This window comes from Leeuwenhoekiella sp. A2 (assembly GCF_047946655.1).
GTDB lineage: Bacteria > Bacteroidota > Bacteroidia > Flavobacteriales > Flavobacteriaceae > Leeuwenhoekiella.
On record NZ_CP172311.1, the window covers coordinates 3700345 to 3719919 of the forward strand.

17 protein-coding genes are annotated in these 19575 nt (G+C 38.4%); all 17 read left to right on the forward strand.

The genetic code is table 11. From position 1 onward, the window contains the following. Positions 1–87: 87 nt before the first annotated feature. Positions 88–963, forward strand: coding sequence for a sterol desaturase family protein (locus ACH3PA_RS16280; RefSeq protein WP_416442131.1), 876 nt, complete (start codon positions 88–90; stop codon positions 961–963). Positions 964–1044: 81 nt separating this feature from the next. Beyond that, positions 1045–2382, forward strand: a complete 1338-nt coding sequence (locus ACH3PA_RS16285) for an MBL fold metallo-hydrolase (RefSeq protein ID WP_416442132.1) — start codon at positions 1045–1047, stop codon at positions 2380–2382. Between the two features lie 156 nt (positions 2383–2538). Beyond that, positions 2539–3918 carry a cytochrome ubiquinol oxidase subunit I gene (locus ACH3PA_RS16290; RefSeq protein ID WP_416442133.1) on the forward strand — a complete coding sequence of 460 codons (1380 nt, stop codon included), beginning with the start codon at positions 2539–2541 and terminating at the stop codon, positions 3916–3918. A gap of 5 nt (positions 3919–3923) precedes the next feature. Then, positions 3924–4961, forward strand: a complete 1038-nt coding sequence (cydB, locus tag ACH3PA_RS16295) for a cytochrome d ubiquinol oxidase subunit II (RefSeq protein ID WP_416442134.1) — start codon at positions 3924–3926, stop codon at positions 4959–4961. Positions 4962–5036: 75 nt separating this feature from the next. Continuing rightward, a complete protein-coding gene (locus ACH3PA_RS16300) occupies positions 5037–5591 on the forward strand; it encodes a YeeE/YedE family protein (RefSeq protein WP_416442135.1) in 555 nt (184 codons plus the stop codon). 3 nt (positions 5592–5594) lie between these two features. Continuing rightward, entirely contained in the window at positions 5595–6008 is a 414-nt protein-coding gene (locus ACH3PA_RS16305) for a DUF6691 family protein (protein WP_416442136.1), read from the forward strand. Between the two features lie 241 nt (positions 6009–6249). Beyond that, the gene (gene nagB / locus ACH3PA_RS16310) at positions 6250–8184 is read left to right on the forward strand and encodes a glucosamine-6-phosphate deaminase (protein WP_416442137.1); all 1935 of its coding nucleotides are present in this window, start codon (positions 6250–6252) and stop codon (positions 8182–8184) included. 70 nt (positions 8185–8254) lie between these two features. Further along, positions 8255–8863: a uridine kinase gene (gene udk, locus ACH3PA_RS16315; protein ID WP_416442138.1), complete on the forward strand. Its 609-nt coding sequence runs from the start codon at positions 8255–8257 to the stop codon at positions 8861–8863. Positions 8864–8867: 4 nt separating this feature from the next. Next, a complete protein-coding gene (locus ACH3PA_RS16320; RefSeq protein ID WP_416442139.1) occupies positions 8868–9194 on the forward strand; it encodes an FtsB family cell division protein in 327 nt (108 codons plus the stop codon). Positions 9195–9196: 2 nt separating this feature from the next. Beyond that, positions 9197–10555 (forward strand): methylmalonyl-CoA mutase subunit beta, encoded by a 1359-nt coding sequence (locus ACH3PA_RS16325; RefSeq protein WP_416442140.1) that lies wholly within the window; start codon positions 9197–9199, stop codon positions 10553–10555. After that, complete coding sequence (locus tag ACH3PA_RS16330; protein WP_416442141.1) at positions 10548–11132, forward strand: hypothetical protein; 585 nt, start codon at positions 10548–10550, stop codon at positions 11130–11132. The genes ACH3PA_RS16325 and ACH3PA_RS16330 overlap by 8 nt, the downstream gene beginning before the upstream one ends. 104 nt (positions 11133–11236) lie before the next feature. Beyond that, entirely contained in the window at positions 11237–13315 is a 2079-nt protein-coding gene (gene scpA, locus ACH3PA_RS16335) for a methylmalonyl-CoA mutase (RefSeq protein ID WP_416442142.1), read from the forward strand. Between the two features lie 80 nt (positions 13316–13395). After that, entirely contained in the window at positions 13396–14274 is an 879-nt protein-coding gene (locus ACH3PA_RS16340; RefSeq protein WP_416442143.1) for an SDR family oxidoreductase, read from the forward strand. Between the two features lie 82 nt (positions 14275–14356). Beyond that, positions 14357–17194, forward strand: coding sequence for a M16 family metallopeptidase (locus ACH3PA_RS16345; protein WP_416442144.1), 2838 nt, complete (start codon positions 14357–14359; stop codon positions 17192–17194). Positions 17195–17322: 128 nt separating this feature from the next. After that, positions 17323–18090 (forward strand): ParA family protein, encoded by a 768-nt coding sequence (locus ACH3PA_RS16350; RefSeq protein ID WP_416442145.1) that lies wholly within the window; start codon positions 17323–17325, stop codon positions 18088–18090. A 2-nt stretch (positions 18091–18092) separates the two neighbouring features. Continuing rightward, positions 18093–18992: a ParB/RepB/Spo0J family partition protein gene (locus tag ACH3PA_RS16355; RefSeq protein WP_416442146.1), complete on the forward strand. Its 900-nt coding sequence runs from the start codon at positions 18093–18095 to the stop codon at positions 18990–18992. Next, positions 18985–19575, forward strand: a complete 591-nt coding sequence (locus ACH3PA_RS16360; RefSeq protein WP_416442147.1) for a DUF5683 domain-containing protein — start codon at positions 18985–18987, stop codon at positions 19573–19575. The genes ACH3PA_RS16355 and ACH3PA_RS16360 overlap by 8 nt, the downstream gene beginning before the upstream one ends.

The following is a 19575-nucleotide window of genomic DNA, read 5'->3' on the forward strand; positions in this document are numbered from 1 at the left end:
TACTTAACCCTGCAGAAGGTATTGTTTCTAGAATCAACTTTTAAATTGTTAAATAATTCTATTTTTGCAAAACTAAAATGAGAACTCTTGTCTAAATACTTCAATATAATAATAGACTCTTTTGTAGGGTACTTCTATTATCTTATTGATGAGATCACAAACCCGTCATGGACCAACTATTTCTATTGGCTCCTGGCACTCTCAATTCTGGTTTTTCTTATTGAGATAATCTTACCCTGGCGCACAAAACAACCCATTTTTAGAAAGGGATTTTGGCTTGATGCTTTTTATATCCTTTTCAATTTCTTTTTATTTTCTCTCGTAGGTTATAATGCGATTTCTAATGTAGGAGTCGAGGTTTTTAATGATTTTCTGGCGATTTTTGGTGTGGAGAATATAGTCGCATTTCACGTAAATACGCTTCCGGTATGGTCGCAGTTGCTTATTATGTTTATCATTGCAGATTTTATACAATGGAATGTGCACCGCATGCTACACCGTGTTCCCTGGATGTGGAGGTTTCATAAAGTACATCACAGCGTAAAAGAAATGGGTTTTGCAGCGCAATTCCGTTTTCACTTTATGGAAACTATTATCTATAAATCTATACAGTACATTCCGCTGGCCATGATAGGTTTTGGCATTGAGCAATTTTTTGTAATTCATATGCTCGCCGTTTTCATAGGTCATTTAAATCACGCCAATGTAAATTGGAATTATGGCAAGTTGGGATATATTTTTAACAATCCAAACATGCACATCTGGCATCACGCAAAAGAATTACCACCTAATCATAAATACGGTATGAACTACGGTTTAAGCCTGAGTATTTGGGATTACTTGTTTGGCACAGCTTACGTTCCTGAAAGCGGTAGAAATATAGAAATAGGTTTTAATGGAGATGAGAATTTCCCCAAAGACTTTAAGAACCAGCTTACCTACCCTTTTAAAAAACAAAACTGAAATAATAGCAATCTGTAACTAAAGTTACTGTGGCATACACATAACCACAATATTTTTGCTCTAAAGAATAAAACTTACATCATGTTGATAAAACAATTTGAATATAAACCGTTATCGCACTACTCTTACGCAATTATTAGTGAGGGCCAGATGGCACTTGTAGATCCAGAGCGTGATCCCATGCATTACTACGCTTTCGCGGAAGCGCACAACGCAGAGATAGTAGCGATTTTTGAAACGCACCCGCATGCAGATTTTGTAAGTGCGCATTTGCAAATACATAAAGAAACCGGAGCAACTATTTACGCAAGTAAATTATTAGGAGCAGATTATGAGCACACCTCTTTTGACGATGGTTCATCTTTAAAAATGGGAAATGTTACTTTTAAAGGAATAAATACTCCCGGGCATTCACCAGACAGTATTACTATTGTGGCAGAAGATGGTGATCGCACAGCCTTATTTACTGGAGATACCTTATTCATAGGCGATGTAGGCCGCCCTGATTTACGTGAAAACGCAGGCAATATGCGAGCAAAACGTCTTGAACTTGCAAAAGAAATGTATAAAAGCATTACGACGAAGTTTAATGATCTGCCTGATGAATCTTTGATCTATCCTGCTCATGGTGCGGGAAGTCTATGTGGTAAGAACCTGAGTGCAGATTCTTCTAGTACTTTAGGCAATGAGCGCATGGGCAACTGGGCTTTTAAAGATCAAACCGAACAGGAATTTATTGATACTATACTAGACTCACAGCCATTCATCCCTCATTATTTTGGTTTTGATGTTGATATCAATAAAACCGGTGCACAAAATTTAAATGAAAGCATCGCCGGCATTCCGCTTCAAGTAAATATTAACGAAGTAGGGCAAGGTTTATTGGTTATAGATACCCGTGATGAGGCCCATTTTAAAACCAAACATTTACCGGGAAGCATCAATATAATGGCAGTTTCAGATACTGCCAAATTTGAAACCTGGTTAGGATCTATCGTTCAGCCTAAAGAAGAATTTGTTCTTGTGGTAGACAGCATAGAGAACGCATGGAAATTGCTTAATCGCGTAGCGAAAATAGGTTATGAATCTCAAATAAAACTGGTAGCAACTCTTAAGGATGAAAAGATCGTTTCTTCAGATAATTTTGAGTTAGATTCTTTTAAAGAAAATCCCGATTCATATACAATCATAGATATTCGCAATCCCAGCGAGACTGAAGAAGGTAAATTCTTTGAGAATGCCATTACTATCCCGTTAAATGAGCTACGGGAAAAAACAGATGAAATACCCACAGACAAACCTATTGTTGTGCATTGTGCAGGTGGTTATCGCAGTGCGGCAGGAAGCAGTATTGTAGACAAAGCAATAGATAAAGTACCTGTTTACGACCTTAGTGAGAACGTAAAACAGTTTAGCTAGAACATTTAAAATACTCTTGATGAAAGCAGTTGTAGAACTACCCTAAAAAGTAGCAATACAACTGCTTTTTTTATGCATTTTTAGCTGGTTTTACACCTTTAAAAATCGGTTAATTCGGGCATAAAATCGTACATTTACAGGACAAAACCTCCTATCATGGATGTAGAAATACTCGCCAGAATCCAGTTTGCTTTTACTATTGCATTTCATTACATCTACCCGCCTCTTAGTATAGGTTTGGGACTTATAATGGTGATCTTTGAAAGCCTTTATGTACGCACTAAAAAAGATGATTATCATATTCTTGCCCGCTTCTGGACAAAAATATTTGCCCTAACTTTTGGTATTGGTGTAGTTACTGGTATTGTGATGGAATTTGAGTTTGGGACTAACTGGGCAACTTACTCACGCTATGTAGGCGATATCTTTGGCAGCGCACTGGCTGCAGAAGGTATATTTGCTTTTGCCCTTGAGAGCGGTTTTCTGGGCGTTCTTCTTTTTGGGTGGAATCGTGTGAAACCCTGGGTGCATCTTGTTTCTACTGTAGGTGTATTTCTGGGATCTATGTTCTCTGCCGTCTGGATCGTTGTTGCAAATAGCTGGCAACAAACGCCCGCAGGTTACCACATTGTAGGTCACGGTATGCAGGTGCGTGCAGAAATAACAGATTTCTGGGCTATGGTTTTTAATCCGTCCAGTATGGATAGACTTATACATGTGTGGTTAGGTGCGTTTTTATCTGGTGCTTTTCTTATTCTTAGTGTTCATGCCTATTATTTATTAAAAGGCAGGTACGTGAAGATCTCAAAAATGGCTTTTAAAATATCTCTAGTCGCTGCAACTGTATTCTCTTTAGCGCAGTTACTGGCCGGTCACAGGTCTGCAGATGGTGTGGGTGAAAATCAACCGGCAAAACTAGCAGCACTTGAAGGTCATTTTGAAGCAAATGCTCCGGCAGATATGTATTTATTTGGCTGGGTAGATAAAGAAAGTCAGGAAGTGACGGGTGTTGGTATTCCCGGCGGACTTTCATTTTTAGTCAAACAAGATTTTAAAGCACCAGTTACCGGTCTTAATGCTTTTCCTGAAGATGAACGGCCTTCGCAAATAAATGCTGTATTTCAGTTTTATCACATTATGATCGCTATTGGCATGTTCCTCATTTTTATTACCCTTTATGCCAGTTTTCAATGGTGGCGTGGTAAATTGTTTGACAAACGATGGCTGCTTTGGGTTTTCGTCTTTACAGCCCTTTTACCACAAATAGCCAACCAGGTGGGTTGGTTTGCTGCAGAGATGGGTAGACAGCCCTGGGTGGTTTATGGCTTACTTAGAACCTCTGAAGCTTTTTCACAGGCGGTTTCTGCAAATCAGATCGTATTTTCTTTAATTCTGTTTTTATTGGTCTACAGTCTGCTTTTTGTACTTTTTGTATATCTTTTAAACAAAAAAATAAAACATGGTCCTTATGATGAGGAAGATGACAACGATAGACCACATACCCGTGAAATGACAGAAATGCTAACCGGAAATTAAGAATTATGGCTACTTTTTTAGGTATAGATTATCCCACGTTATGGTTTCTTGTAGTTGGTGCCCTTTTCTCAGGTTATGCTATATTAGATGGTTTTGACTTTGGCGCAGGAGCCTGGCATCTCTTTTTTAAAAAGGAAGAAAGCAGGCGTATTGCATTAAATGCAGTAGGTCCTGTTTGGGATGGTAATGAGGTTTGGCTCGTGATAGGCGGTGGAGCTTTATTTGCAGGTTTTCCCGTGATGTATGCGAGTCTGTTCAGTTCTATGTATATCCCGTTTATGCTTTTTCTGCTTTTTATAATCTTTAGGGCGATTTCTATTGAATTTAGAGGCAAAGAAGAAATGAAATGGTGGCGCAGAATTTGGGATATAAGCTATAGTGTTAGCAGTATCATGCTGGCATTTTTACTGGGAGTTATTTTAGGAAATATACTTTTAGGTATCGCTATTGGCGAAAATTTTGACTATGAAGGTGGTCCTTTCTTTGAGTTTCTAAATCCGTACGCATTAATGACAGGCATAACTACACTTGCCCTTTTTATGTCTCACGGTGCTATATATCTTTTACTTAAAACCGAAGGCAGATTATTTGCAAAACTCACAAAACTACTCAAGAAAGGAATGATCTTTTTTATGGTAAGTTTCGGCATTACCACTTTGTATACTCTTCTTTATATTCCGCATTTATCTGACGATTTTCGCAGTAATCCGGTGCTTTTTATAGTGCCTTTGCTTACTTTTTTAAGCATTGCAAACGTGCCACGACTGGCCAATAAGAAAAAATACTCTTTAGCTTTCTTCTTCTCTTCGGTCACAATAAGTCTATTGCTTGTGCTTGTAGCTATAGAACTCTATCCTACCCTACTTTTTTCAACTATAGATTATGATTACAGCATCAATGTGTATAATGCAGCAGCATCAGACAAATCGTTAGGGATCATGTTGCTATTTGTGGCTATTGGAGGTCCTTTGGTATTGAGTTATACCTTTTTCGTTTATCGTACTTTTAGAGGAAAGGTAAAACTTGATGATCATAGTTATTAAGGTTGAATTACTTTCGTAACATATGTTACTGTAAGCTCTCTCAATTTCTCTTTTATTTGCATCAAAATTTAAAATATGGAATGGATCACTAATCCCTGGCCTTGGTATGTTTCCGGGCCGTTAATAGCTTTAGTTATGTTTCTCCTGCTTTTTGTAGGTAAACAATTTGGTATGTCTTCTAACCTGCGCACGCTTTGTTCTGCCACAGGTGCAGGAAAAGCTGCAGAGTTCTTTAGGTTTGACTGGAAAAAAGAACGGTGGAATTTGATTGTAATTGTAGGAGCCGCAATAGGCGGGTTTTTAGCCTCGCATTATCTTTCAGACAATACAGTTGTTATTGCAGATGATGTAGTTGTGAAATTACAGGGTTATGGTATTGAGAGTGCAGGCAAAGCTTACCTGCCCACAGAGATTTTTAGTATTGAAGCTTTATCTAGTCCTAAGGTTCTTGCAATTTTGATAATAGGCGGATTCTTAGTTGGTTTTGGTGCGCGCTACGCAGGTGGTTGCACATCGGGTCACGCCATCTCTGGTTTAAGTAATTTACAACTGCCATCACTAATAGCGGTTATAGGTTTCTTTATAGGTGGTCTTGTAATGATTCACCTTATTTATCCCCTAATATTTTAAACGATGAAAACACTGGTATATTTAGTTATAGGTATCTTTTTTGGAATAATCATGTATAAATCTGAAGCCGCGTCCTGGTTTCGCATTTATGAAATGTTTGAGTTTGGATCTTTTCACATGTACGGCATAATGGGCTCTGCCCTAATTATTGGTGTGCTGGGCGTTCAAATAATTAAGAGATTTAAAATAAAAGCAATTGGAGGACACGAGATGTCTTTAAAACCCAAGAAAATGGGTTTCTCACGCTACATGCTGGGCGGAATAATATTTGGTTTAGGATGGGCACTGGCAGGTGCTTGCCCGGGACCAATGTATGTACTTACAGGTGCAGGTTATATTTCTATAATGATTGTTGTAGTTGCTGCCATAGCGGGAACTTTTGTCTACGGTCTGGTTAAAGATAAATTGCCACACTAAAGAATTAAACATATTTTAAAAAGCCCTTATTGTAAAAAATAAGGGCTTTTTCCATTTGCAACTATATTAACTTCATTGCTCATTAATTTTTAAACTTTGTGCGAAATTGACATTATTAACTTGAAATAAATTCATTATTTTTAAATAAGTTTATAAATTCTTATAAGTTCATAATCAAGTACGGTCAAAAAATTTGCTTGTAGAAAGCAGTTTTGATCGATTAACTCTAAAAATTTTAAAGATGATTGCTGAATTTGAAATGCGTCAGGATAAAAGCATAAGTTATCAGGAAGCCGGTATTTATGAAAATACCAGATTTGAAAAAATTCATAATGTCATTTTTGACAATTCAAATGAAGCTTCGGTTATTGTTGCGCGAGAGATAGCGACCTTAATAAGAAAGAAGAATGCAGCCGGTAAGGTTTGTGTTCTGGGTTTGGCAACCGGTTCTTCGCCTATTAAGGTTTATGAAGAACTTGTGCGCCTGCATAAAGAAGATGGTTTAAGCTTTAAAAATGTGGTGACTTTTAATCTTGATGAGTACTACCCCATGTCGCCACAACACGCGCAGAGCTATCACTACTTTATGCATCAGCATCTTTTTGATCATATAGACATCGATGAAGACAATATAAATATCCCACACGGGCAGGTACCTGCAGATCAGATTTTAGAATTCTGTGTAGACTATGAGCAGAAAATTAAAAAACTGGGCGGATTAGATTTTCAATTGTTGGGTATAGGTCGTACCGGTCACATAGGTTTTAACGAGCCGGGGTCACATTACAACTCACGTACCAGACTTATAACCTTAGATCATTTAACGCGCACTGATGCTTCTCCTGCTTTTCTTGGTTTAGAAAATGTACCAAAAAAGGCAATAACGATGGGCATACAAACGGTATTAGAGGCAAAACGCATTGTACTTCTCGCCTGGGGACAAAATAAAGCCGAAATTGTAAAAGAAGCTATAGAAGGCAATATAACCGCTCAGGTACCTTCAACTTATTTACAAGGTCATAAGAACACAACCTTTGTTATAAATACAGAAGCAGCTGCAGATCTTACACGTATTAAAACTCCATGGCTTGTTGGCACCTGTGACTGGACGCCAGAGCTTACCAGAAAAGCTGTTGTTTGGCTTTGTGATATAACTCAGAAATCTATTCTGAAACTTACAGATAAAGATTATAACGATAACGGTATGGAAGGTCTTCTTACTTTAGAAGGCTCATCTTACGAACTCAATATTAAAATGTTCAACCGTTTGCAGCATACAATTTCGGGATGGCCCGGCGGTAAACCCAATGCCGAAGACACAAAACGACCAGAACGTTCGGAACCTGCTAAAAAACGGGTATTAATATTTAGTCCGCACCCTGATGACGATGTGATATCTATGGGAGGCACTTTTGACCGACTAGTAGAACAGGGTCATGAAGTACACGTGGCTTACCAGACATCTGGCAATATTGCTGTTTCTAATGATCACGCCCTTACCTATGCAGAAGTTGCAGCTGCAATGACCCCGGGAAGTGATTGCTATCAGGATATAATTAAGCACATCAAGAAAAGTGAGAAATTTGCTGTAGATGATCCCGTCGTTCGTCAATTAAAGGGAATCATTAGACAAAAAGAATCTATAGGAGCCACGCGATATTTAGGTATACCAGATAAGCAAGCGCACTTTCTTAATCTTCCTTTTTATGAAACAGGTGGTATAAAGAAAAATCCGTTAGGAGAAGAAGATATTGCTATCATGTGCGATCTTATTGAAGAAATTAAACCGCACCAGATTTATGCTGCCGGTGATCTCGCAGATCCGCATGGCACTCATAAAGTATGTCTTGATGCGCTATTTCAGGCATTAGCCAGACTTAAAAAAGAGCCATACATGAGTGATTGCTGGGTTTGGTTATATCGAGGTGCATGGCATGAATGGGGAATGCACGAGATAGATATGGCGGTACCTATGAGTCCAGATCAGGTTTTACGCAAGCGAAAAGCAATATTTTATCACCAGTCACAAAAAGATGGGGTTATGTTTCAAGGGGACGACTCTAGAGAATTCTGGGTACGTGCTGAAGAACGTAATAAAGAGACAGCTACTAAATACCACAAGCTGGGTCTGGCAGATTATGCTGCTATTGAAGCTTTTAAAAGACATTTTTATTAGTAGCCACCCGGCAAAAAATTAAAATCAGGATATTGCCTTCAGTTTGCTAAATTTGCCGCAAACGAGACTTATGCTTATAATGGGAATTGCCGGTGGTACGGGCAGTGGTAAAACAACAGTTGTAAACCAGATTGTGCATGAACTTCCGGAAGGTGAAGTGACTGTAATATCACAAGATTCATATTACAGAGACACATCACATCTTAGTTATGACGAGCGTATCAAAATAAATTTTGATCATCCCAGAGCTATTGATTTTGAGTTACTTTGTTCACATCTTGAAGATCTAAGAGCAGGTAAAACAATAGAGCAGCCTGTTTATTCTTTCGTTAAGCATAATCGCACAAAAGATACAGTAATTACGCATCCGCGAAAGGTTGTCATCGTAGAAGGAATTCTTATTCTCACACATCCTGAAATACGAGACCTTTTTGACATTAAAATATTTGTTCATGCAGATTCTGATGAACGCTTAATACGTCGCCTAAAGCGCGATATAGCAGAGCGTGGTCGGGATCTTGATGAAGTTTTAAATCGTTACCAGACGACATTAAAACCTATGCATCAACAATTTATAGAACCCACAAAAGAGTTTGCAGATCTTATAATACCTAACAACAGATATAATACTGTAGCTGTTGATATCGTTCGTACTATAATCAATCAACGTCTTGCCTAAAACAATGGGGATCAAAAAACTGAAAGAGAAGAGATGGTTCAGGATCTTGGGCAACAAATATGTGCTCATTCTTGTTATTTTCTCGATCTGGATGTTCTTTTTTGATGCCAATTCCTGGTTTATTCATAAAGAATTAAACGATGAGATTGATAAATTAGAAGGCAATAAGGTTTATTTTCTCAAAGAGATCACTTCAGATAAAGAGCAGATACAAAGCTTAAAAGATACTGAAGAACTGGAGCGTTTTGCAAGAGAAGAGTATTTTATGAAAAAGGATAATGAAGAAATTTACATCATAGAATATGAAGACAGCCTTAAAAATGAGAATTAACTATGAGTAAATCCCTGTTTTCTGAATTTGATACCGTCTCTGCAAAAGCCTTTAAACAAAAGATTCAGTACGATCTTAAAGGTGCAGATTATAATAAGACTTTGGTATGGAATACAGAAGAAGGTATTGATGTAAAGCCCTTTTACAGCAGCGAAGATTTTATTGAAAACACTCCTATCCCCGACCATCCTGAAGACTGGAAGATAGGTGAAGAAATTTTTATACTAGATCCTAAAGTTTCTGCCAGAACTGCAAATGAGGTGCTTGCAAAAGGTACTCAGACCATTATCTTTAAAGCCGATAAACCTTTTGATGTTTCAATTCTCTTTTCAGCAATTGAAAATAAGTCTGTAACTCTATATTTTAGATTTTCATTTTTAGACAAAGAATTTTTAAAAAATCTGGCTCTGGAGGCTAAAAATCGGTCTATTTCGGTGTTTTTTGGCATTGATATTATAGGCAATCTTGCAGTTTCGGGAAACTGGTTCAATAATATGGAACATGATTTTAGCGATCTACAGTCGATTTTAGGCATAAATAACCGGATTTTGACGATAGATGCATCTCCTTATCTTGAAGCCGGCGCAACTATCGTTCAACAATTAGCGTATTCTTTGGCGCAAGCCAATGAATATTTAAATGCATATCAGCACGAGTTAAAAGACCAGCTTATCACTTTTAATCTGGCAGTTTCTTCAAATTACTTTTTTGAGATCGCAAAAATTAGAGCTTTAAGACTGCTATACGCTCAACTTGCTGCAGAATACGGTTTACCTACAAAATGCCACATCACCGTTTCTCCTGCAAAACGCAATAAAGTAATCTACGATTACAACACAAATATGCTGCGCACGACAACAGAATGTATGAGTGCTATTTTAGGAGGTGCAGACACCGTTACAAATTTGCCGTATGATGCACTATATCATAAAACAAACGAGTTTGGGCAACGCATTTCACGCAATCAATTATTGATTCTTAGAGAAGAAAGTTATTTTGATTCTAAAAAAGATGCTGCTGCGGGAAGTTATTATGTAGAAACGCTTACGCGCCAATTTGCAGAAAAAGCTCTTGATCTTTTCAAAAAAATTGAAGCAGACGGCGGATTTCTAAAACTATTGAAAGCCGGTACAATTCAGCGTAAAATAAAAGAAAGTGCACAAAAAGAACAGGCAGATTTTGATGCAGACAACACCGTTTTATTAGGCATTAACAAGCATCCTAATCTTGATGATCGTATGAAAAACGACCTTGAGTTATATCCGTTTCTAAAGATAAATCCCAGAAAAACCTTAGTAATACCTATAATTCCTAAGCGCCTGGCAGAAGAAAAGGAAAAACAACGTTTACAGAATGAATAGATCTCTCTTCAATTTTTTAGTTCTTCTAAGTGCCATTTTTCTGATTGTTTCCTGTGGAAAAAAACAAAGTTTAAAATTTGAATATAGTGATGAAACGCTTGATATATCCTGCGATCAAATAGATTCTACCCTTATAAAAGAAGCTTTATTCTCTTTTGAAGACGATATCACAAAAAAATACACCACAGAATTCTACGATACCAGAAATGCATACCGTAAATACATTTATTACGGGATGAGCGGTAAAGCGCCTTATGGCGAAATGGTATCTCCTCATACGCTTGAGGTTATGCAGGAACTTAAAAATATAGAAGGTCTCTGGCTCCCGGGAAATGATAAAAGTGTTCTCAATTACGATCATCCATTTGTGTCCTGCCTGCTGGAAAATATCAGCAATTCAGGCTTAAAAACGACAATTTCTTCATTAAAATCGGTCAATGCTCTTAGCCCTACTATACTTGAACGCCGCATACGCAATGTCATTAATGAAGCAGGCAAAGACAAATATCTTGCTATTTATATCGCGCTGGATTCGTATTACGGGCGCCTTTACGATTTACCTGAGAAAACTGAATAACCACTTTCAAAATTTATCGTTTACTAATTACCAAGGAAATCGTATTTTGAACATTAGATCAATTTATAGAAATACTTCTTTAATTACAGATCAAAAATTACAATATGCGTAAAAATCTGCAACATCTCACATTTAATAAATCTGATGCAACTAAAGATTCTAAAAAGTATTTAGAAGATATAGAACATTTAGATTTTGCTGCAGGTTTGCCACCATACTTACGCGGCCCGTACAGTACAATGTATGTAAGAAAACCATGGACTATAAGGCAGTACGCAGGTTTTTCTACAGCAGAAGAAAGCAATCTCTTTTACAGAAGAAATCTTAAAGCCGGGCAAAAAGGGCTGTCTGTGGCTTTTGATCTTGCTACACATCGAGGTTATGATAGTGATCATGAGCGCGTAGAAGGTGATGTGGGCAATGCCGGTGTCGCAATCGATACCGTTGAGGATATGAAAATACTTTTTGATCAAATCCCTCTTGACCAGATGTCTGTCTCAATGACGATGAATGGTGCCGTGCTTCCTATTCTAGCTTTTTATATTGTCGCCGCAGAAGAACAAGGAGTTAAACCAGAGCAATTATCTGGTACGATACAAAACGACATTTTAAAGGAGTTTATGGTGCGCAACACCTACATCTACCCTCCTGGCCCATCAATGCGTATTGTTTCAGATATTTTTAAATATGCTTCCGCGAAAATGCCCCGGTTTAACTCAATTTCTATTTCGGGCTATCACATGCAGGAAGCAGGCGCGACTTGTGAGATCGAGCTGGCATACACATTAGCCGATGGATTAGAATACTTGCGCACAGGCATAAATGCCGGTCTCGACATAGATAATTTCGCCCCTAGACTTTCCTTTTTCTGGGCAATAGGTATGGATCATTTTACCGAAATCGCAAAAATGCGCGCCGCCCGTATGCTCTGGGCAAGAATTGTAAAACAGTTTAATCCTAAAAATCCTAAATCGCTTGCCTTAAGAACACATTGCCAGACAAGCGGCTGGAGTCTTACTGAGCAAGACCCGTTTAACAATGTTGCGCGAACCACAATAGAAGCTGCTGCGGCTGCCTTTGGTGGTACACAAAGTTTGCATACTAACGCACTCGATGAAGCGATTGCTTTACCTACAGATTTTTCGGCGCGTATTGCCAGAAACACACAGATATTTCTGCAGGAAGAAACACAGATAACCCGTACCGTTGATCCCTGGGCTGGAAGCTATTTCGTAGAAAATCTCACCCACGAGATCGTGCAAAAAGCCTGGGAGCTAATTGAAGAAGTACAAGATCTGGGTGGTATGACAAAAGCAATAGAAAAAGGAATTCCTAAACTGCGTATTGAAGAAGCTGCTGCAATTAAGCAAGCGCGTATAGATAGCGGTAAAGATGTTATTGTAGGCGTTAATAAATACAAACCAGATTTTAATGAAGACCTTTTTAAAATTCTGGAAGTTGATAATGAAGCGGTTAGGCAATCGCAATTAAAACGCCTTGCCGAAGTAAAATCGGGTAGAAATAGTGAAAAAGTGGTTAAAACCCTTCAAAAACTGGCTACTTGTGCCAAAACCGGCGAAGGTAATTTACTGGATCTCGCAGTTGAAGCTGCACGCGAAAGAGCAACCATAGGGGAGATTTCACTAGCTTTAGAGGAGGTTTTTGGCAGATATAAGGCACAAATTAAATCATTTAGCGGCGTGTATAGCAAAGAAATAAGTAACGACGAGACTTTTAAAAAGGCCCAACAGCTCGCAGACAAATTGGCTGAATTTGAAGGTCGCAGACCACGTATTATGATCGCTAAAATGGGTCAGGACGGGCACGACAGAGGTGCGAAAGTGATCGCAACCGGCTATGCAGATGTAGGTTTTGATGTAGATATTGGTCCGTTATTTCAAACACCTAAAGAAGCGGCAAGACAGGCAGTAGAGAATGATGTTCATATTTTAGGAATTTCATCATTGGCCGGTGGACACAAAACGCTGGTGCCACAAGTGATAAACGAACTCAAAAAATTAGATCGTGATGATATCATGGTAATTGTAGGCGGTGTGATACCGCAGCAGGATTACCAGTTTCTTTTTGATGCAGGCGCCGTGGCAGTTTTTGGTCCCGGAACCAAAATTAGTGAAGCGGCAATTTCGATTTTAGAATTGTTGCTTCAGACTTTTGACGATTAAGAAGAATAGCTTTCAATTTAAACTATTCCACTAAAGCTGCCAGAGATAACAAGTAGCATATTAATATAAACTATAATAAGATGTACACAGACAAAATGCTTCGAGATGACGCTCTTAAAGGAAAAACGATTGTGGTAACCGGCGGTGGCAGCGGTCTGGGTAAATCAATGACAAAATACTTTCTGCAGCTTGGCGCGCAGGTGGCTATCTCATCTCGCAATCTTGACAAGCTTAAAGCGACCGCAAAAGAGCTGGAAGAAGAAACCGGCGGTAAGGTTCTTCCTGTACAATGCGATGTGCGTAATTATGACGAGGTAGAGGCTATGCGAGATAGCGTTATTAAAGAATTTGGTAAAGTTGATGTGCTGCTTAATAATGCTGCCGGCAATTTTATTTCGCCCACAGAGCGACTTTCTGCAAATGCTTTTGATGTGATTATAGATATAGTTTTAAAAGGAAGTAAAAACTGTACGCTGACTTTTGGTAAACACTGGATAGAAACAAAACAAAAAAGTGTAACCATTTTAAATATAGTCACCACCTATGCCTGGACGGGTTCTGCATATGTGGTGCCTAGTGCTACTGCAAAAGCAGGAGTTCTTGCAATGACACGTTCTCTGGCGGTAGAATGGGCAAAATACGGTATACGCTCAAATGCCATTGCTCCCGGCCCCTTCCCTACTAAAGGTGCGTGGGATAGGTTACTCCCGGGAGATTTAAAAGATAAATTTGATCTGGCCAAGAAAGTACCACTGCGTCGCGTGGGTGATCATCAGGAATTGGCAAATCTGGCTGCTTACCTTGTTTCAGATTTTTCTGCTTATGTAAATGGCGAAGTGATCACTATTGATGGCGGTGAGTGGCTGGAAGGAGCAGGACAATTTAATATTCTTCAACAAATTCCTGAAGAACTTTGGGATCAACTGGAAGCTATGATCAAGGCTAAAAAGAATAATTAATAAAAATAGTATATTGTAATTCAATAAGATAGTTCCCCTCTTACGCTTAATTCATCATTTATTAATCAATTAACTATGCATTATGAGGAATAGACTACTCCCCGCTCTGCTGGCATGCTCTCTTTTTATTTTTGTAGGTAAAGCACAAACCACAGAGCAGGAAATTACAAGTAAGCCCATACCTGAAGGGCAAATCCCCACAGATTCTAATGTGAAAATTGGCAAGTTAGAAAACGGTCTAACGTATTACATTCGCAATAACGGGAAACCTGAAGACAAAGTAGAATTACGCCTTGTTGTTAATGCAGGTTCAATACTTGAGAATGATGAGCAGCAAGGTCTTGCTCATTTTATGGAGCACATGAACTTTAATGGGACCAAGAATTTTCAGAAAAATGACCTTGTAAATTACCTGCAAAGTATAGGTGTAAAATTTGGCGCTGACCTGAACGCTTACACAAGTTTTGATGAGACCGTTTATATTTTGCCAATACCAAGTGATGATCCTGAGAAGCTGGAAAAAGGGTTTCAGATTCTTGAGGACTGGGCACATAATACCACTTTAACAGATGAAGCCATAGATGGTGAGCGCGGTGTCGTTCTTGAAGAATACAGGCTGGGTTTAGGTCCAGACAAGCGCATGTTGCAGGAATACCTGCCTAAAATGCTTTACGGCTCTAAGTATGCAGAACGCATGCCTATAGGTAAGAAAGACATTCTTGAGAATTTTGATCATGAGACCTTAAGACAATTCTATAGAGACTGGTATAGACCAGATTTAATGGCGGTGGTCGCTGTGGGTGATCTTGATGTTGCTACCCTCGAAAAAAAGATAAAAGAACATTTTGGCAAAATAGAAAAACCTGCTTCACCTAAAGCAAGAAAATCCTTTGACCTTCCCAATCATGAAGAAACGTTTGTGACAGTAGCTCAGGACAAAGAAGCTCCGTTTAGTCAGGTGCAGGTCATGTATAAAGACACTTTTGAAAAGCCTGTAGCCACAACTACAAAAGACTACAAAGATCTGGTAGTGCGTGGTTTATTCTCTACAATGCTGAATAATAGGCTAGACGAATTAAGAAACAGTGCTAACCCGCCATTTGTTTTTGGTTATTCATATTACGGTGGCACTTATGCCAGAGATAAAAATGCTTATCAAAGTTTTGCTAACACAAGTGAAAAAGGACAATTAGCTGGTTTAAAAGCTCTTCTTGAAGAAAATGAACGCGTAAAACGTTATGGTTTTAAAGAAGGTGAATTTGAACGTGCTAAAAAAGAAATTCTGGCTCGTATGGAAAGAGCCTACAAAGACCGTGACAAAATAGAAAGTGGCCGCGTGGTAGGAGAATATATAAATAACTTTCTTGAAGATGAACCCATTCCTGGTATCGAGTGGGAATATGACTTTTACAAACAAATCTTGCCTACAGTACAGCTAAGTGAGATTAATGGATTAATAAACTCATTTCTACACGATAACAACAGGGTTATCATACTAACCGGTCCTGAAAAAGAAGGTCTTGAACCGATAGAAGAATCTGAAATACTCGTACTGCTTGACGAAGTTCAAAATGAAGCACTTCAACCTTATGAAGATGAAGCCATTCGGGAACATCTAATAGAAAACGCCCCAAAACCGGGAGAAATCACCAAAATCGTTAATAATATCGACCTTGATTTTAAAACGATGACACTTAGCAACGGGGCTAAAATTTCATATAAAATCACCGATTTTAAGAACGATGAGATACTTTTTAGCGCTTATAGTCCGGGAGGAACAAGTTTGTATGATGATGCAGATTATATCGCTACAGCTTTCGCTAATGGGGGTCTTGACGAGGCAGGCATAGGCGGTCTTTCAAAAAATGATCTTACCAAGATGATGAGCGGTAAGATTGTAAGCGTATCACCTTATATATCTAATCTCGCCGAAGGTTTTAACGGGCAGGCAGCACCTAAAGATCTTGAAACGCTCTTCCAGATGGTCTATCTGTATTTTACAGATCTCAATAAAGATCAAGAAGCCTTTAATTCTTACATGAGCAAGCAGAAGAGTTTTATGGGCAATCTTATGGCAAATCCTAATTACTATTACCAGAATGAGATAGGTAAAATACGTAATGAAGGTAACGATCGTTTCATCGGTTTTCCGACACCTGAAAAAATGGATGAGGCAGATTATGACCTTGCTTACGCGAAATATAAAGAGCGTTTTGCAGATCCCGGTGATTTTCATTTCTATTTTGTAGGGAATGTAGATGAGAGTAAATTGAAAGAATACGCTATGAAATATTTAGCTGGTCTTCCTTCAAATAATAGCAATGAAAAATGGAAAGCCACCACCTTTAGAGAAAAAGACGAATATCAAAAAGTAGTCGTAAATAAAGGTACAGATCCTAAAAGCCAGGTGCGTATCATCTGGGAAGAAGAAACCCCGTACGATGAAGATGAGGAAGTGGCTATAGACGCTCTGGGTGAAATTTTAACCATTAAACTGGTTGAGCAATTACGGGAAGAAATAGGCGGTGTATATGGCGTAGGTGCCAGAGGCAGCATGAGCAAAATAAGTTTTAGCAATGTAACTTTTACGATCTCCTTCCCTTGCGGACCTGAGAATGTTTATAAGTTAATTGAAGCCGCCCTTACCGAAGTAGAAAAAATTAAAAAGGATGGTCCCACAGAAACCGATCTTAATAAAGTAAAAGAAACCTACTTGCAGGCGCACAAAGAACAAGTAAAACAAAACAGATACTGGTTAACTACTTTGCAAACCCTTGATCAACAAGATAAGAATATGGATGAGGTCATCAGTTTTGAAGATGAAATCAAGTCACTCACCACAAAAGAAATTCAGGATGTAGCTAATAAATATCTTGATCAAAATTATTTTCTGGGTATATTAATGCCAGAAGAAGGTTAAAATATATAATCGCTTGATAAAGGGGAGTTCATGAGAACTCCCCTTTTTTGTTGTTAACACTGTTAACAAAAAGCATTTTGTATGCCCATATTAAATCGTATTTTTACCCCTAAATTGTCTCAAATCGTATGGGTAAAATTATCGCTGTTGCGAATCAAAAAGGTGGTGTAGGTAAAACTACAACCTCAGTAAATCTGGCAGCTTCCTTAGGAGTCTTTGAGAAAAAAGTATTATTGATAGATGCAGATCCACAGGCCAATGCAACATCTGGTCTTGGTATAGATGTAGAAAGTATTGAGATAGGTACTTATCAATTACTAGAGCACAGCAGCAAAGCTGAAGATGCTATAATCCCTACAGACTCCCCTAACCTGTCACTAATTCCATCACATATAGACCTCGTGGCTATCGAGATCGAGTTAGTAGATATGGATGAGCGAGAATACATGCTGCGCAAAGCTATACAGCATTTAAAAGATAGTTACGATTACATCCTGATTGATTGTGCTCCTTCATTAGGGCTTTTAACTTTAAACGCTCTAACTGCTGCAGATTCTGTAATAATACCTATACAATGTGAATATTTTGCCCTTGAAGGTTTGGGTAAATTATTGAATACAATTAAAAGTGTACAGAAGATACACAATCAAAATCTTGACATAGAAGGGCTTTTACTTACTATGTACGACTCGCGCTTGCGACTTTCTAACCAGGTTGTTGAAGAAGTGCAGAAGCATTTTGATGAGATGGTCTTTAAAACAATTATACAGCGCAACGTGCGTTTGAGTGAAGCACCTAGTTACGGGGAAAGTATCATAAATTATGATGCGGGAAGTAAAGGAGCCTCTAACTATTTAAGTCTTGCACAGGAGATAATAAAGAAAAACGAAGCGTAATAATGGCTAAAGCTACTAAGAAACAGGCATTAGGAAGAGGGCTTTCTGCTCTCCTCAAAGATCCTGATAACGATATAAAAACAGCAACAGATAAAGGTGCAGATAAGGTAGTAGGAAATATTGTAGAGCTTGACCTTAATGCTGTTGAAGTCAATCCTTTTCAGCCTCGAAGTAGTTTTAATGAAGACGCTTTAAAAGAACTTGCTTCCTCTATACGAGAATTAGGAGTGATTCAGCCTATTACCGTAAGAAAAATAAGTTTTGGTAAATATCAGCTTGTATCAGGGGAAAGACGTTTTCGTGCTTCTAAGATCGTAGGTCTGGAGACTATACCTGCTTATATACGTATAGCAAACGATCAGGAGTCTTTAGAAATGGCTCTGGTTGAGAATATACAGCGCGAAGACCTTGATCCTATCGAGATCGCGCTTTCGTATCAACGCCTTATAGAAGAGATAAATCTTACTCAGGAACAAATGAGTGATCGTGTAGGTAAAAATAGATCTACTATTGCTAACTACCTGCGTTTATTGAAACTTGATCCTATAATCCAAACAGGTATGAGAGATGGTTTTCTTTCTATGGGTCATGGTAGAGCACTTATAAATATTGAGAATACATCAGATCAGCTCGATATCTATGAAAAGATAATAGGTAATTCTTTATCTGTAAGAGCAACAGAAGCTCTTGTAAAAGGTTATAAAGAAAGTAAAGACAAAACCGTTCCTGCTGCCAAGCCAAGTATCCCACAATTTGTGAAAGAAGGAAAAAAAGAAATTGCTAATTATTTTGGCGCCAAGGTAGATGTAAAAATTGCCCCAAAAGGCAATGGCAAGCTTATTATTCCGTTCACTTCAGAAGAAGATTTTAAACGCATACAAAAGTTGATACAAGGTGCTTAACAAGCAAACATTATTATTTATTGCTTTTTTTAGCTTCATTCTTAACGCTATAGCTCAGGATCAAGCCAATACGCCTACAGTAACTTCTCAGGATACTACTTATATTGACAACTACAGACCTCTTAAGCCTGCAAAAGTTGCTTTCTATTCTGCAGTTTTGCCAGGTTTGGGGCAGGCATATAACAGAGACTACTGGAAAATACCTATTGTTTATGCTGCATTAGGCACAGGAGTGGCAGTTGCTGTTTATAACGATGATCAGTTTCAAAAATACCGGACTGCTTATAAAGATCGAATTGCCGGAAGAATAGACGAGTTCACGGTGGTGGCCGAAGACGGAACAGTTACTCAGGTATATACCGAAGATAACCTTCTTGATGCTCAGGATTTTTTTAGACGCCGTAAAGAACTATCTATACTCGTAACGGCCGGCTTATATATTTTACAGATCGTAGAGGCTAATGTAGATGCGCATTTGTCACAATACAATGTTGACGACAGACTTAGTTTAAATCCTTTTATAAGCCGTGAGAACTATAGTCTCTCAACCAATTTCGGTCTTAGTTTAACCTATAATTTTTAA

Coding starts and splice junctions, on each gene's coding strand:
- ACH3PA_RS16285 (WP_416442132.1), top strand. CDS start 1,045: ATGTTGATAAAACAATTTGAATATAAACCGTTATCGCACTACTCTTAC.
- udk (WP_416442138.1), top strand. CDS start 8,255: ATGCTTATAATGGGAATTGCCGGTGGTACGGGCAGTGGTAAAACAACA.
- ACH3PA_RS16355 (WP_416442146.1), top strand. CDS start 18,093: ATGGCTAAAGCTACTAAGAAACAGGCATTAGGAAGAGGGCTTTCTGCT.
- ACH3PA_RS16325 (WP_416442140.1), top strand. CDS start 9,197: ATGAGTAAATCCCTGTTTTCTGAATTTGATACCGTCTCTGCAAAAGCC.
- ACH3PA_RS16340 (WP_416442143.1), top strand. CDS start 13,396: ATGTACACAGACAAAATGCTTCGAGATGACGCTCTTAAAGGAAAAACG.
- cydB (WP_416442134.1), top strand. CDS start 3,924: ATGGCTACTTTTTTAGGTATAGATTATCCCACGTTATGGTTTCTTGTA.
- scpA (WP_416442142.1), top strand. CDS start 11,237: ATGCGTAAAAATCTGCAACATCTCACATTTAATAAATCTGATGCAACT.
- ACH3PA_RS16320 (WP_416442139.1), top strand. CDS start 8,868: ATGGGGATCAAAAAACTGAAAGAGAAGAGATGGTTCAGGATCTTGGGC.
- ACH3PA_RS16345 (WP_416442144.1), top strand. CDS start 14,357: ATGAGGAATAGACTACTCCCCGCTCTGCTGGCATGCTCTCTTTTTATT.
- ACH3PA_RS16300 (WP_416442135.1), top strand. CDS start 5,037: ATGGAATGGATCACTAATCCCTGGCCTTGGTATGTTTCCGGGCCGTTA.
- ACH3PA_RS16305 (WP_416442136.1), top strand. CDS start 5,595: ATGAAAACACTGGTATATTTAGTTATAGGTATCTTTTTTGGAATAATC.
- ACH3PA_RS16350 (WP_416442145.1), top strand. CDS start 17,323: ATGGGTAAAATTATCGCTGTTGCGAATCAAAAAGGTGGTGTAGGTAAA.
- ACH3PA_RS16330 (WP_416442141.1), top strand. CDS start 10,548: ATGAATAGATCTCTCTTCAATTTTTTAGTTCTTCTAAGTGCCATTTTT.
- nagB (WP_416442137.1), top strand. CDS start 6,250: ATGATTGCTGAATTTGAAATGCGTCAGGATAAAAGCATAAGTTATCAG.
- ACH3PA_RS16290 (WP_416442133.1), top strand. CDS start 2,539: ATGGATGTAGAAATACTCGCCAGAATCCAGTTTGCTTTTACTATTGCA.